The 13849-nt window shown below is 63.4% G+C and carries 16 protein-coding genes and 1 other RNA gene; 3 read left to right on the plus strand and 14 right to left on the minus strand.

Annotation, left to right across the window (positions count from 1 at the left end; translation table 11 throughout):
• Positions 1–25 precede the first annotated feature (25 nt).
• The 11 genes from BMZ70_RS18755 to BMZ70_RS18805 form a co-directional block, all read right to left on the minus strand.
• The gene (locus tag BMZ70_RS18755; RefSeq protein ID WP_092278229.1) at positions 26–655 is read right to left on the minus strand and encodes a tetratricopeptide repeat protein; all 630 of its coding nucleotides are present in this window, start codon (positions 653–655) and stop codon (positions 26–28) included.
• On the minus strand, positions 655–1053 hold the full coding sequence (locus BMZ70_RS18760; protein WP_092278231.1) for a cytochrome c-type biogenesis protein: 399 nt from the start codon (positions 1051–1053) through the stop codon (positions 655–657). Before BMZ70_RS18760 ends, BMZ70_RS18755 begins: the two co-directional genes overlap by 1 nt.
• Positions 1046–1573, minus strand: coding sequence for a DsbE family thiol:disulfide interchange protein (locus tag BMZ70_RS18765; protein ID WP_092278233.1), 528 nt, complete (start codon positions 1571–1573; stop codon positions 1046–1048). Before BMZ70_RS18765 ends, BMZ70_RS18760 begins: the two co-directional genes overlap by 8 nt.
• Positions 1500–3518 carry a heme lyase CcmF/NrfE family subunit gene (locus BMZ70_RS18770; protein WP_092278235.1) on the minus strand — a complete coding sequence of 673 codons (2019 nt, stop codon included), beginning with the start codon at positions 3516–3518 and terminating at the stop codon, positions 1500–1502. Before BMZ70_RS18770 ends, BMZ70_RS18765 begins: the two co-directional genes overlap by 74 nt.
• A complete protein-coding gene (gene ccmE / locus BMZ70_RS18775) occupies positions 3515–3958 on the minus strand; it encodes a cytochrome c maturation protein CcmE (RefSeq protein WP_092278237.1) in 444 nt (147 codons plus the stop codon). Before ccmE ends, BMZ70_RS18770 begins: the two co-directional genes overlap by 4 nt.
• A complete protein-coding gene (gene ccmD / locus BMZ70_RS18780; RefSeq protein WP_092278239.1) occupies positions 3955–4101 on the minus strand; it encodes a heme exporter protein CcmD in 147 nt (48 codons plus the stop codon). Before ccmD ends, ccmE begins: the two co-directional genes overlap by 4 nt.
• Positions 4098–4877 carry a heme ABC transporter permease CcmC gene (ccmC, locus tag BMZ70_RS18785; RefSeq protein WP_373922523.1) on the minus strand — a complete coding sequence of 260 codons (780 nt, stop codon included), beginning with the start codon at positions 4875–4877 and terminating at the stop codon, positions 4098–4100. The genes ccmD and ccmC overlap by 4 nt, the downstream gene beginning before the upstream one ends.
• Positions 4878–4895: 18 nt before the next feature.
• Positions 4896–5564, minus strand: a complete 669-nt coding sequence (gene ccmB, locus BMZ70_RS18790; RefSeq protein ID WP_092278241.1) for a heme exporter protein CcmB — start codon at positions 5562–5564, stop codon at positions 4896–4898.
• Entirely contained in the window at positions 5558–6196 is a 639-nt protein-coding gene (ccmA, locus tag BMZ70_RS18795; protein ID WP_092278243.1) for a cytochrome c biogenesis heme-transporting ATPase CcmA, read from the minus strand. The genes ccmB and ccmA overlap by 7 nt, the downstream gene beginning before the upstream one ends.
• Positions 6196–7290, minus strand: coding sequence for a sigma-54 interaction domain-containing protein (locus tag BMZ70_RS18800; protein ID WP_092278245.1), 1095 nt, complete (start codon positions 7288–7290; stop codon positions 6196–6198). Before BMZ70_RS18800 ends, ccmA begins: the two co-directional genes overlap by 1 nt.
• 273 nt (positions 7291–7563) lie before the next feature.
• A complete protein-coding gene (locus BMZ70_RS18805; RefSeq protein WP_092278247.1) occupies positions 7564–8835 on the minus strand; it encodes an O-acetylhomoserine aminocarboxypropyltransferase/cysteine synthase family protein in 1272 nt (423 codons plus the stop codon).
• Between the two features lie 141 nt (positions 8836–8976).
• Here BMZ70_RS18805 and BMZ70_RS18810 point away from each other — a divergent pair, with 141 nt between their 5' ends.
• Together BMZ70_RS18810 and BMZ70_RS18815 are read left to right on the plus strand one after the other, a co-directional pair.
• A complete protein-coding gene (locus BMZ70_RS18810) occupies positions 8977–9849 on the plus strand; it encodes an RNA polymerase sigma-70 factor (protein WP_092278249.1) in 873 nt (290 codons plus the stop codon).
• A gap of 87 nt (positions 9850–9936) precedes the next feature.
• The gene (locus tag BMZ70_RS18815; RefSeq protein WP_175500807.1) at positions 9937–10404 is read left to right on the plus strand and encodes a carboxymuconolactone decarboxylase family protein; all 468 of its coding nucleotides are present in this window, start codon (positions 9937–9939) and stop codon (positions 10402–10404) included.
• 175 nt (positions 10405–10579) lie between these two features.
• Here BMZ70_RS18815 and BMZ70_RS18820 read toward each other — a convergent pair whose 3' ends face one another.
• A complete protein-coding gene (locus BMZ70_RS18820) occupies positions 10580–11479 on the minus strand; it encodes a LysR family transcriptional regulator (RefSeq protein ID WP_092278251.1) in 900 nt (299 codons plus the stop codon).
• Between the two features lie 103 nt (positions 11480–11582).
• Here BMZ70_RS18820 and BMZ70_RS18825 point away from each other — a divergent pair, with 103 nt between their 5' ends.
• On the plus strand, positions 11583–12347 hold the full coding sequence (locus tag BMZ70_RS18825; RefSeq protein ID WP_092278253.1) for an SDR family NAD(P)-dependent oxidoreductase: 765 nt from the start codon (positions 11583–11585) through the stop codon (positions 12345–12347).
• A 183-nt stretch (positions 12348–12530) separates the two neighbouring features.
• Here the strand turns inward: BMZ70_RS18825 and ssrA are convergent.
• Positions 12531–12890, minus strand: a transfer-messenger RNA (tmRNA) gene (gene ssrA / locus BMZ70_RS18830).
• Positions 12891–13058: 168 nt separating this feature from the next.
• Positions 13059–13721, minus strand: coding sequence for a hypothetical protein (locus tag BMZ70_RS18835; RefSeq protein ID WP_130301116.1), 663 nt, complete (start codon positions 13719–13721; stop codon positions 13059–13061).
• Between the last annotated feature and the right edge of the window lie 128 nt (positions 13722–13849).

The raw sequence follows: 13849 nt of genomic DNA on the forward strand, positions 1-13849 counted from the left end.
GAATGACGCGGTGGCGCGGTGGGGTTTAGCGAGCTTGCGCCTTGGCGATACTGGCGGCGATGGAGCGGCCGATATCCGAATCGGCCGGCACCAGCGCCAGTATCTTCTTCCACGGCTTGACGGCATTCGCCACATCGCCCCGTTCCAGCGCCGCGCTGCCGGACAAGGCCAGCGCCTGCAAGTGATTCGGATTAAGCGCCAGGGCCTTCGCCAGCAGCGCCTCAGGCTCGCCAACCAGACTGCTGTTCGCCGTCATCCCCAGCACCACCGCATAATCGACCATCACATCCGGATTGTCCGGTTCCAGCGCCAACAGGTGCCGATACGCGTCGGCCGCCTGATCGAAGCGCCGCAGCGTCTCATACGACCGGGCCAGCATGCGCCAGCCGGCAGCATCGTCGGGCTGCTGCGCCAGCCGCGCGGCCAGGCGCGACACCATTTGCTCAACCTGCGCCGGCCCAACCTCGGCCACCGCTTCCGGCACCGGCCGTAAGCCATTCGGATTCCCCAGCACCACATACAGCGACACCGCCGCCAGCGGCAGCAATACAGCTATCGCCGACGCCAGCGCGCGCTGTTTGCGCCACAGCGGCGGCACCACAAATCCCAGACCGCCGGCCAGCATGCCGCCGGCGGCAACGATAAAACCGCTCATCAAACCTCCTCCAACGCATCCTCGCGCAATTCACGGCGGCGCAAGTTGTACAGCAAGGCGGTACAACCTGCGGCCAGCACCACAAACGGCCCAAGCCACAACACCATCGTCATCGCCTTGAACGGCGGCCGGTACAACACAAAGTCGCCATAGCGCTGCACCATGAAATCGATCACTTCCTGCTCCGAACGCCCCTGCGACAACTGCAAGCGTGCCTCGCGCTTCAAGTCCACCGCCAGTTGCGCATGCGAATCGGCGATGCTCTGGTTCTGGCACACCAGGCAACGTAACTGCTCCGCCACGTGATTGACGCGCCGCTCCAGCAGCGCCGTATCCGTAGCCGCATTGGCGGCGATGCCCCAGCAAAACAGCAGCATGGCAGCCCAGCGCCTAACCATGATCAAGCTCGCGAATCAAAGGCAGCAGCTTGTCGTTGATGATTTCCTGCGTCACCGGCCCGGTCAGCTTCAGGCGGATCAATCCCTGCTTGTCGATGACGAAGGTCTCCGGCACGCCATACACGCCAAACTCGATGCCGGCCTTGCCATCGCCATCAAACGCCGAAACGCTGTATGGATTGCCCACCTCGCGCAGCCATTGCAGGCTGTCGCCGCGCTGGTCGTTGTAATTCAGGCCCACCACCGGCGCCACCGCCAGCTTCGACAACGCCAGCAAAGCCGGATGCTCGGCGCGGCATGGACCGCACCACGACGCCCACACATTCAGCACCCACACCTTGCCGCGCATATCGCTGGAACGGAACACGCTACTCCCGTCCTCCACCTGCGGCAGTGTGATCTCCGGCGCGCGCTTGCCGATCAGGGGTGACGGAATCTCCTGCGGCTTAAGCCGCAGGCCCACGCCCAGCAACACCAGCAATAGCGCGAAGCCGCTCAGCGGCAGTATGTATCGTTTCATCTTCCTTCCTCTTCACATAAGAACGGTAGCGGCGGTCGGATGCCGACAGCAGCCCACCGGCCGCGATAATCAGGCAGCCGCCCCAGACCCAACCCATGAACGGCTTATGCTGCATGCGCACCAGCCACGCGCCATCCTTGCCTGGCTCGCCGAGCGACAGGTAGACATCACGCGTAAAACCGCGATCGATGGCTGCTTCCGTCATCGGCATCTGCTGCACGGTGTAGTAGCGCTTCTCCGGCTGCAGGAGCAGCACGCGGCCATCGGGACCATGTACTTCGAAAGTGGCGCGTGCCGCCACGTAGTTCGGGCCATCTACCTTTTGCAGGTTGGTGAAGCTGTAGCGCCAGCCGTTGCTGACCACACTTTCGCCCACCTGCAGGCTGGCATCCTCCGACACTTCGCCGCCCTTGACCAGCGCGACGCCGACCACAAACACCGCCACGCCGGCGTGCGCCGCCAACATGCCCCAGTAACTCAATGGCTGCTTGGCGACATGGCGCGCCAGCGTCACGCCCTCGCCTACCGACGACAGGCGTTCCAGCACATGCTGCGCGCAGCCCAGCAGAATCCAGGCCGCCAGCATCAACCCTGCCGCCATTGCCGGCGTAAACTTCCAGCCCAGCCACAAGGCCAGCCCAAACAGCAGCGAGACCTGCGCGATTTTCGCCAAGCGCGCCGCCACGCCGCGCCAGTCGTCGCGCCGCCATGCGACGAACGGCGACGCCGCCATCAACAGCAGCACCGGCAACAGCAGCGGAACGAACACCGATTCGAAATACGGCGCACCGACCGATATCTTGCCGAGGTCCAGCGCATCGAGGAACAGCGGGTACAAGGTGCCGAGCAGGATGGTGGCGGCGGCCGTCAGCAGCAGCACGTTATTCAACAGCAGAAGAGATTCACGCGAGAACAGCGCAAAGCGTTCACCCAATCCCACCGTCGGCGCACGCCACGCATACAGCGCCAGCGAACCGCCGATCACCAGCGCCAGGAAGACCAGGATGAACAGGCCACGGCGCGGATCGGTGGCAAAGGCATGCACCGACGTCAGCACGCCGGAGCGCACCAGGAAAGTCCCCAGCAGCGACAGCGAGAACGCCACGATGGCCAGCAGTACGGTCCAGTTCTTGAAGCTGCCGCGCTTTTCCGTCACCGCCAGCGAGTGAATCAGCGCCGTGCCAACCAGCCAGGGCATGAAGGACGCATTTTCAACCGCATCCCAGAACCACCATCCGCCCCAGCCCAATTCGTAATAGGCCCAGAAACTGCCCATGAAGATGCCCAGCGTGAGGAAGGCCCACGCCACCAGCGTCCAAGGACGCGACCAGCGCGCCCACGCCGCATTCAGTTCGCCGCCCAGCAGCGCCGCAATCGCAAACGCGAACGCCACCGAAAAGCCGACATAGCCCATGTAGAGCAGCGGCGGATGGATAATCATGCCGAAGTCCTGCAGCAGCGGATTGAGGTCGCGGCCATCGCGCGCGGCCGGCAGCAGGCGGTCGAAGGGATTGGATGTGAACAGCATGAACAGCAGGAAGCCGACGCTGACCCACGCCATCACGCCCAGCACGCGCGCTACGAACGGCGGTGGCAACTGGCGGCTGAAGCGCGCCACGGCGGCAGTCCAGCAGGCGAGGATCAATACCCACAACAGCAGCGAGCCTTCATGCCCGCCCCACAGCGCCGCCACGCGGTAGTGCAGCGGCAGCATGGAGTTGGAGTTCGACGCCACATAGGCCACCGAGAAATCGTTGTTGACGAACGCCGCCAGCAGGCAGCCGAACGCAAATACCACGAAGCTGAACTGCCCCACCGCCGCCGGCCGCGCCAGTGCGATCCAGTGCGGCTTGCCGCGCCAGGCGCCCAGCAGCGGCAGGCTGCCCTGCACCAGCGCCAGGCACAGTGCGATCATCAGCGCGAAATTGCCCAATTCAGGAATCATCGATCCACCTTCACACTTTCGCGGCCTTTCTTCAGCGCGTAGGCGGCTTCCGGCGGCATGTAGTTTTCATCGTGCTTGGCCAGCACTTCATCGGCGACGAAGCGATGGTCGGCATCCAGCTTGCCCTGCGCGACCACGCCCTTGCCTTCCCTGAACAGGTCCGGCAGGATGCCGCGATAATGCACCGGCAGACTGCGTCCCGTGTCGGTGACCACGAAGCTGACGCCGACACCATCGGCGTCGCGCTTCAGGCTTGCCGCTTCCACCATGCCGCCCAGACGGAAGCTGCGGTTGTGCGGCGCTTCGCCGGCCAGCACTTGCGTCGGCGTGTAGAAGAACACCAGGTTCTTGCGGAACGCCGACAGCACCAGCCACGCGGCCAGCGCCAGCGCGGCCAATGCGGTCGCCAGCAGGAGCAGGCGTTGCTGGCGGCGCGTCATGGCCGCTGCTCCGCTGCGCGGTTGCGTGCGCGCAGGGTCCATTGTTCGATCGCCAGCGCCAGCGCCACTGCGGCCAGCGAGCCCCATACGTAGCGGCCGTAGCCACCCATTGCGATGAAATCGTTCCAGCTGTCCCAGATCATTTCGACGCTCCCAGATGGCGCGGCACCCACGCCGCATGGCGCTCGCGCTCCAGCACGATGGCGCGCAGCCGTTGCAGTACCGCGCCAATGGCGTAGGCCCACAGCGCCAGCGTCATGATCAGCATCCCCACCAGCATCGGCGTGGCCATCGACGGTGCGCTGCGCAGCGATACCGATGCGCCTTGATGCAGCGTGTTCCACCACTGGACCGAGAAGTAAATCACCGGCACATTCACCACGCCGACCAGCGCAATCACGGCGCCAGCGCGGTCGGCACGGCGTGGATCAGGGATGGCCGCCTGCAAGGCCATGAAGCCGATGTACAAGAACAGCAGCAGCAATTCGGAGGTCAGGCGCGCATCCCACACCCACCACGCGCCCCACGTCGGCTTGCCCCACAGGGCGCCGGTCCACAGCGCGAGGAAGGTGAACAAGGCGCCGGTGGGCGCCAGCGCGCTGGCCAGCATGGCCGACAGGCGCGTGTTCAACACCAGCCCCACGCCGGCCCAGAAAGCCATCGCCACGTAGATCAGCATCGACAGCCAGGCCGCCGGCACATGAACGAAGATGATGCGGTAGGCGTCGCCCTGCTGGAAGTCGGTCGGCGCCAGCAGCAGGCCGATATACAAGCCGGCCAGCGCCAGCAGCGCCGCCGTGCCGTGCAGCCACGGGATCAGGCGCTCCACCAGCGGCAGGCTGGCTTGCGGCGAGGCGTAGCGCAGCAGGCTTGCGGCGCGCGGCCGGCGTTCATCGATGAGGGTTCCAATTTGAGACACAAGCTTTTCCTTCAAGGTTCATTCCAGCGAGATGCGCAGCGCCGAGGCAGTGGCCCACGGCGCCAGCGCGGCAGCGGCGGCCAGCAGGCCACAGAGCAGCAACAGGTTGGCGTCGGCCAGCGAGCTGCCGGTTTCGGCCACCGCCGCGCCGGCGCCGAAGATCAGCACCGGCGCCGACAGCGGCAGCACCAGCAGCGCCACCAGCACGCCGCCGCCGCGCACATCCAGCGTCAGCGCCGCGCCAATCGCGCCCACCAGGCTCAGAGCCGGCGTGCCGACCAGCAGGCTCAGTGCCAGTGCGATAGTGGCGTCGGCGTCCAGCCCGAATTGCAGCGCCAGCAAGGGCGTCAGCAACACCAGCGGCAGGCCGCTGATCAGCCAGTGCGCGATTACCTTCCCGGCCACGATCAGCGCCAGCGGCTCGGGTGACAGCAGCAGTTGTTCCAGCGTGCCGTCCGCGTGATCGGCGCCGAACAGGCGTTGCAGCGCCAGCGTGCTGGCCAACAGCGCCGCCACCCACAACGCGCCCGGCGCCAGGGTACGCAGCAGTTCCGGCTCCGGCCCCACGCCCAGTGGGAACAACGCGCCCACGATGCAGAAAAACACCAGGGTTCCCAACACATCGGTGCGGCGACGGAACGCCAGCAGCAGGTCGCGGCGGATCACATGCAGCAGCGCGTTCAGCATGCGGCCAACTGATCGAGGTCAAACTGCTCCAGGCGGCGCGCTTGCAGCGCCTGCGCCTGGTGCGTGGTGTAGACCAGGATGCCGCCATCGGCCAGGTGCCGGTTCAGCGTGGCGCACAGTGTCTGCACCGCCGGCTGGTCCAGCGCGACGAATGGTTCATCCAGCAGCAGCAGGGGCGGCAACGGTTCGACCGCCAGCCGCGCCAGCGCCACACGACGGCGCTGGCCCTGCGACAGTGCGCGCGCCGGCCGCGTGGCTTGCGCGCCCAGGCCTACGCTATCCAATGCATCCAGTGCCTGCTGACGGCTGCAAGCGACGCCGGACAGCGTGCTGCTCATGGCGACGTTTTCCCATGCCAGCAGATCGTCCTTCACGGCGGCGGCGTGGCCGCAGTAGATTAGCTGACGGTAGTAGTCCTCGCGCAGGCGTTCGATCGGCGCGCCGTTCCAGCGCACCTCACCCAGCAACGGCCGTCCCAGGCCGCACAGCACGCGCAGCAAACTGGTTTTGCCGCTGCCGTTGCGGCCCTTGAGCCACAAGGCTTCGCCGCCCTGCAGTTCGAAACTCAGGTCGCTGAACAGCTGGCGGTCGCCGCGTCCGCACGCCAGCTGGTGTACTTGCAGGGCCGCCATCAGTGCTGCAATACTTCGTCGCGTCGTGTGCCGCCCGGCACCGGGTCGGCCACGCCATCGAAGCCGATCAAGCCAAAGCGCTTGAGGTGCGTGCGCAGGATGTTGCGGCTGATGCCCAACGCGCGCGCGGTCTGCACCTGATTGCGATTGCAGGTTTCAAACGCGGTGCGCACCACGCCCGATTCGATGCGGTCGAACAGGTCCGGCTGATCGGATTCGATCATGCTGTTCACCAGCGCCGCCAGTTGCTGCTGGAAGGCGTCGGCCGTTTCAGGCGATGCGGCGCCCGGCGCCGGCTTGCGCGGATGATGCAGCTGCGTGCGATGCGAAATGCCGGTCAGCTTCAGGTCCTCGGCCTGGATCACGTTATCGCGGCAGACAATCAGCCCGTAGTGAATGACGTTTTCCAGCTCGCGGATATTCCCCGGCCATTCGTAGGACAGCAGCGCCACCTTGGCGTCCGGCGACAGCGTCACGTCTTGCAGTTTCAGCTTGGTGCTATAGACCTCGATGAAATGGCGCGCCAGCGGCAGGATGTCGCCGCTACGTTCACTGAGCGGTGGCAGGCGCACGGTGGCCACGCCGAGCCGGTAGTACAGGTCGGAGCGGAAGCGGTCCGCCACAATCGCCTTGTGCAGGTCGACGTTGGTGGCCGCCACCAGCCGCACATTGAGCGGAATCGGCTGGCGCGCGCCGAGGCGCACCACCTGGCGCTCCTGCAGCACGCGCAGCAGCTTGACCTGCAAGGCCATCGACAGGTCGCCGATCTCGTCGAGGAACAGCGTGCCCTCGTTGGCGGCCTCGAACCAGCCGGAGCGCGCCTGCGTGGCGCCGGTGAAGGCGCCCGCTTCGTGGCCGAACAATTCGGCATCGATCAGCGTCTCGCTGAAGGCGCCGCAGTTGACCGCCACGAACGGGCCGCGACGGCCGCTCTGGGCGTGGATATGGCGTGCGATCAACTCCTTGCCGGTGCCGGTTTCACCGATGATCAGCGTGGTGGCATCGCTGCGCGCGATGCGTTCAACCTGCTGCAGCAATTCGCACGAACGTGGATCATGGAACAGCATGGCCTTGGCCCGGATGGACAAAGCCATATTGCCTAGATCAGGGAAAGTCAGTAATTTTTCCAAAGCACATCCCGTTCATTGTTATTAAGTAGTCACTACAGACTACGGCCAATTTGCTGCGGCGCACACGAATCATTCCGACAATGTAAATTCACATTTTGGATAAAGACACGTCGCCCCTATGAGCAAGGAAGCCTTATGGGAACTGGGACTGTTGTATTTACATACGATGTTACAAAGTGGTGAAAACCGTGCATCAGGCCACCAGATATGCAACACCAGTGGCCTGCGTATCAAGGATTAAACCGCCGCGAGTGCCTGTTCGAGGTCGGCCAGCAAGTCGTCGCTGTGCTCGATGCCAATCGACAGCCGCACCGTATCCACAGTCACGCCTGCCTTCGCCAGTTCCTCCTCGTTGAGCTGGCGGTGCGTGGTGGAGGCAGGATGGCAGGCCAGCGACTTGGCATCGCCGATATTGACCAGCCGCGTGAACAGCTTGAGCGCATCCTGGAAGCGCGCCCCGCCCTCTTTCCCGCCCTGCACACCGAACGTCAGCACGCCGGATGGACGGCCGCCCAGGTATTTGCGCGCCAGTGCGTGGTCGCGATGGTCTTCCAGCCCGGCGTAATTGACCCACTTGACCTTCGGGTGCCGGCCGAGGAACTGCGCCACCTTGCGCGTGTTCTCGACGATGCGTTCCATGCGCAGCGCCAGCGTTTCGATGCCCTGCAAGATCAGGAAGGCGTTAAATGGCGACAACGCCGCGCCGGTATTCCGCAGCGGCACCACGCGCGCGCGGCCGATGTAGGCGGCCGGGCCCAGCGCGTCGGTGTAGACCACACCGTGGTAAGACACGTCCGGCTCGTTGAGGCGCTTGAAGCGCTGCTTGTGCTGGGCCCACGGGAATTTGCCGGAATCGACAATCGCGCCGCCGATCGAGTTGCCGTGGCCGCCCAGGTATTTGGTCAGCGAGTGCACCACGATGTCGGCGCCGTGCTCGATCGGACGCAGCAGGTAGGGCGTGGCCACCGTGTTGTCGACGACCAGCGGCACACCGTGGGCATGGGCCACGGCGGCAATCGCTTCAATGTCGGTGATGTTGCCGAGCGGGTTGCCGATCGATTCGATGAACACGGCTTTGGTGCGCTCGTCGATCAGGCTGGCAAACGATGCCGGGTCGCGCGCATCGGCAAAGCGGGTGCTGATGCCGAACTGCGGCAGCGTGTGGGCGAACAGGTTGTAGGTGCCGCCGTACAGCGTGGCGGCGGACACGATGTTGTCGCCGGCTTCGGCGATGGTCTGGATGGCGTAGGTGATGGCCGCCTGCCCCGAGGCCAGCGCCAGCGCGCCGATGCCGCCCTCCAGCGCCGCCACCCGCTCCTCCAGCACGTTCTGGGTCGGGTTCATGATGCGGGTGTAGATATTGCCCTGCACTTTCAGGTCGAACAGGTCGGCGCCGTGCTGGGTGTCGTCGAAGGCGTAGGCCACGGTCTGGTAAATCGGCACCGCCACGGCGCGCGTGGTCGGGTCCGGGCTGTAGCCGCCGTGGACGGCGATGGTTTCCAGTTTCATGTTGTCTCCTTGGTCAATGGTGCATAAAACGGTAGCGGGAAACCGCGCCGGCGGCCACGAATGATTCCAAAAATACAAATACGCATTCCGGATAAGCTATCCTTGTCACAAACCGCGCGGCTGGCGCGTCTAGGATGCATGATGAGCGAAACCTCCACTTTTAACGCGCTGCGACCGCGCCTGTTTGCCATTGCCTACCGCATGCTGGGCATCCGCGCCGATGCCGAGGATGTGGTGCAGGATGCGTGGCTGCGCTGGCATGGCAGTGATCAGGCGGCCGTGCAGTCGCCGGAAGCCTGGCTGGTGACCACCACCACCCGGCTGGCCATCGACCGCCTGCGCGCGCGCATGGCGGAACGCGAGTCGTATGTGGGCTGGTGGCTGCCCGAGCCCATCGTCGAACTGGACGAGCGCACGCCGGAGAGCCATGCGGAACTGGCCAGTGAAGTGTCGATGGCCTTGATGTGGGTGCTGGAGCGACTGTCGCCGGAAGAGCGCGCGGCTTTCCTGATGCGGCAAGTGTTCGAGCACGATTACGCCGATATCGCCGACCTGCTGGGCAAGAGCGAAGCCGCCTGCCGGCAGATGGTGCATCGGGCGCAGGAGCGCGTGCAGCAGCAGGCGCCGCGCTTTTCGGTGCCGCAGGAGCAGCATCATGCGCTGTTGGGCCGCTTCATCGCCGCCGCACAGGTGGGCGACCGCGCGGCCATGAAGACCATGCTGGCCGACGATGTGCAGCTGGTGGCCGATGGCGGCGGCAAGGTCAACTCCTACCTGCACGTGCTGCATGGCGCTGGGCGGGTGGCGGGGTCGTTCTGGTCGCTGGAGCACCAGTATCCGCAGCAAGTGGTGTATCGCCAGGCGCGCGTCAACGGCGGGCCGGGGCTGGTGCGCTACGTCGACGGCAAGCTGGAATCGGCGCAGGCGTTTGTGATCGAGGACGGGCGCATCGCGGCGGTGTTCATCGTCCGCAATCCGGACAAGCTGGCCGGGGTGCCGCAAACTATTTTCTAAAAGCTGTCACAAGCGCTGCGAGCGGCCCGTCTTACAGGTATGGAGGGCGCAATGGTGTGTTCTCCGCTGACACTGAGAGGCACTATCATGACTCAAGCTCGCATCCCCTTCTTCCAACTTGCGCCGGCCAACCTGCAGGCCATGATCGCGCTGTCCGGCTCCGTCAAGAAAAGCTCGCTGGGCGCGCGGCTAGTGGAACTGATCAACCTGCGCGTGTCGCAGATCAACGGCTGCGGCGTGTGCATCGACATGCACTGGCGCGACCTGATCAAGCAAGGCGCCGAACCGCGCCACCTGAACGCCCTGCCCGGCTGGCGCGAGGCGCCGGAATCGTTCTTCAGCGCACGGGAACGTGCCGCACTGAACTGGGCCGAAGCCGTCAACGCCCTGCCGCACAAGCAACCCAGCGACGCCGATTTCGGCGAGCTGAAAGAACACTTTACCGACAACGAAATCGCCGAACTGAGCTACGCTATCGCCGTAATACGCGGTTGGAATGTGATCAATGCCAGCCTGCACAACCAAATCCCGGAAGTTCCGCCGCCAGGTTTCTAAGCACAGCCAGCCCCAAGCATGCGATTGCTTGGGGCCGTTGGCACAACATGCGGTCGAATTGGACCTCCATGAATTGCGCGTCGATTTGTTTCTATGATGGCGATTGCCGCGAAGTGCTCAAACCCGATGCCCCTCGACTCAAAGACCTAATGGAATAAGGCTTAAAAAACCGGCGCTAACTCAGGCCCGAAAACAGCTCGGCGGCCCAGTCGATGAACACGCGCAGCCGGTTGCTGACGTAGCGGTTGGATGGGAACACGACATAAAACGGATAGCGCGCCGGCTGCCATTTCTCAAGAATCGGCACCAGCGCGCCGCTGGCCAGGTGCGGCGCGGCCGCGTAGGTGAAGGTCTGTATCACGCCCAGCCCGGCCAGGCCGGCGGCCACGTGGGCGTTGCTTTCATTGACGCCCACGATGCGCGTGCCGTATAGGGACAGCTTCTCGCCACGCCGCTCAAAATTCAGCGGCATGGCGCGGCCAGCGCGGGTGGATAGGTAATGCGCCAGCACATGGCCCTGCTCCAGTTCAGACGGATGCTTGGGCGTGCCGTGCGCACGCAGATAGTCCGGCGTGGCGCACGTCACCCAGGACGCGCTGCCGATCTGGCGGCCGACCAGCGACAAATCCGTCAACTCGCCGCCGCGTATCACGCAGTCGACGTTATCGCCGATCAGGTTCACGTGCTTGTCCGACACGCCAAGATCGACGCGGATATCGGGATAGCGCGCCAGAAAATCCGGCAAGGCCGGCAGCACCACCAGGTTGGCAGTCGAACTGCCCATGTCGATGCGCAGATGGCCGCGCGGGCGCGACTGCGCGGCGCTGAAACTGGCGTCCACATCCTCCAATTCCTTCAGCAAGCGCTGGGTTTGCTCGTAATACTGCGCGCCCTCCGGCGTGACCGACACCCGGCGCGTGGTGCGCAACAGCAGCTTGACGCGCAAATGCGCTTCCAGTTGTTGGATGGCCTTGGTCAGGCTGGCATTGGGCATGCCCAGCGTGTCGGCCGCCTTGGTGAAGCTGCCCGCCTCCACCACCCGGGCGAACGCGCGGATCGACTGCAATTGGTCCATTATTCACCTTTGGAAATAATCTTTTCGATTTCCACTACTTTATTCAAAAGTTTGCGGCGCGTAAAGTGGCACTCATCAACCACACATTACGAGGAGTTCCATCATGAGCAACGCAAGCAAACTGGCAGGCAAAGTAGCACTGGTTACCGGCGGCACCACCGGCATCGGACTGGCATCGGCGCAGGACTTCGCGGCGCAAGGCGCGGTGGTGTACATCACCGGCCGTCGTCAGGCGGAACTGGAAACGGCGGTCGCCAAGTTGCGTGAAGGCGGCGCCACCGCCTACGGCATTCGGGGCGACGTCGCCAAGCTGGATGACCTGGACCGGATCTTTAACGAAATCGAACAACGCTCGGGCCATTTGGACGTGCTGTTTGCCAACGCCGGCGGCGGCGACATGATGGCGCTGCAAGACGTGACCGAAGCGCATTTCGACGGCATCTTCGACAGCAACGTCAAAGGCACGCTGTTCACCGTGCAGAAAGCGCTGCGCCTGTTGAAGGATGGCAGCTCGGTGATCCTGACCGCGTCGACCACCTCGGTGCAGGGTACGGAAAACTTCAGCGTCTACAGCGCCAGCAAAGCGGCCGTGCGCAACTTCGCACGCAACTGGCTGCTGGATCTGAAACCACGCAACATCCGCGTCAACGCCATCAGCCCAGGCCCGGTGCACACGCCTGGCCTGGCAGGACTGGTGCCGCAGGAACAGCAAAGCGGCCTGCTCAACCACCTGGCCTCGCTGGTACCAATCGGCCGCCTGGGCCAACCATCGGAAGTGGCCAAAGCCGTGACCTTCCTGGCCTCCGACGACAGCAGCTTCATCAACGGGATTGAATTGTTCGTCGACGGCGGCATCGCCCAGATCTGACAATATGACCTGATTCAGTTACCCCATGCGCTCACTTGAGCTACGCTAAAGTCTCAACGGAGCGCATCATGGCGACGGCCCTCCGCAAATGGCACTACGACCCGCGCTACTTCTAGCTATCACAGCGACGGCGAAATAAAAAAAGCCCAGCGCATCAGCGCCGGGCCTTTTTTTTCATCCGGATGGTGGAGACGGCGGGAATCGAACCCGCGTCCGCAAGCACTCCACAGACAGTTCTACATACTTAGCACTATCATTTAATTTAACCGGCACGGCACGGATGTGCACGTTACGTACCAGCGATTCACCTTAGATTTAGCGTTGCTTCAAGTGACCCGTTACAACGCGATTCCCTGTAAATGACTCCATGACTTTTAACGGTCCGCCCCAGGGAAGAAGCGTTTAGGAGCTAACAGCCCTTAGGCTGCCAGTGCGTACGAGTTATCGTTTGCAGTTATTGATTTCTGGGTGTATTTACGAGGTAACCAGGCCTCGGTATGCCCTGCTCTGCTTTGCAACCCACGTCGAAACCAGGTCGTCCCCACAGATTTCCTATTTTACAGTACTTTGCCTCGCCCCGCCATGCACGTCAAACGCCCGTCATATTCGGCCATTATGATGGCCCCAGTTCTCACATGGAACGACTAATTAGCCCCCTCGAGGCGGCTACTACCGGCGCCGGCGGTCGGGAAATATACCGGCACCAATTCCTTATAAATGACCTGCTTTGACCAGCAGGGTAGCCATGCTCAGCACGGCTACCACGACCACGCCCACCAGCCAGCGGAACTGCACGTCGCTGTGCTCCATCTGCCTACGGCTCTCGGCCTGCAAGGTTTCAAGGCGCGCGGTGGTCTCGCGGCGCAACTCGTCAATCTTGGCTTCCACCAGCCGGAAATTATCGGATGCCTCCTTGCGAGAGTCCGAAATCTTGGCTTCGATTAGCTTGAAATTGTCCTGTGTCTCGCGCCGGGAGTCCACCATCCTGGCTTCGATTAGCTTGAAATTCTCTTGCGTCTCGCGCCGTGATTCCACCATCCTGGCTTCGATTAGCTTGAAACTCTCCTGCGTCTCTCGCCGGGATTCGGCCATTCTGCCTTCGACCGCTTTGAGAGTCTCCAACGTTTCCCGGCGCGACTCGGTGATCCGGGCCTCGACTGCTTTAAAGTTGTCCAATGTTTCCTTGCGGAATTCACTGATCTTGGCCTCGACCAGCCGCGTGTTTTCGATCACCTCCTTTCGCGAGTCGGCGATTCGGGCGTTAACTTCATCGAATCTCGCGCCCATATCCTGCCTCAGCAGGTCGATAGCAGTATCCATTTCTTCATCCTCCGCCGCACGATAGGGTGTGTCAAGCTGAGCCAGCGCGTTCATGGTCGCCTCCTCTGTCATACCGTCGAGCGTAGGCCGGCCATTTGGAAGCGGCATGATGCACATCAAAGGTGCGCCATGCCACAGTTGTTGTTGCGCCGCAGCACACGGTAGCGGGTTTTGTGAAATCC

This window comes from Duganella sp. CF402 (assembly GCF_900109645.1).
Taxonomy (GTDB): domain Bacteria; phylum Pseudomonadota; class Gammaproteobacteria; order Burkholderiales; family Burkholderiaceae_D; genus Rugamonas.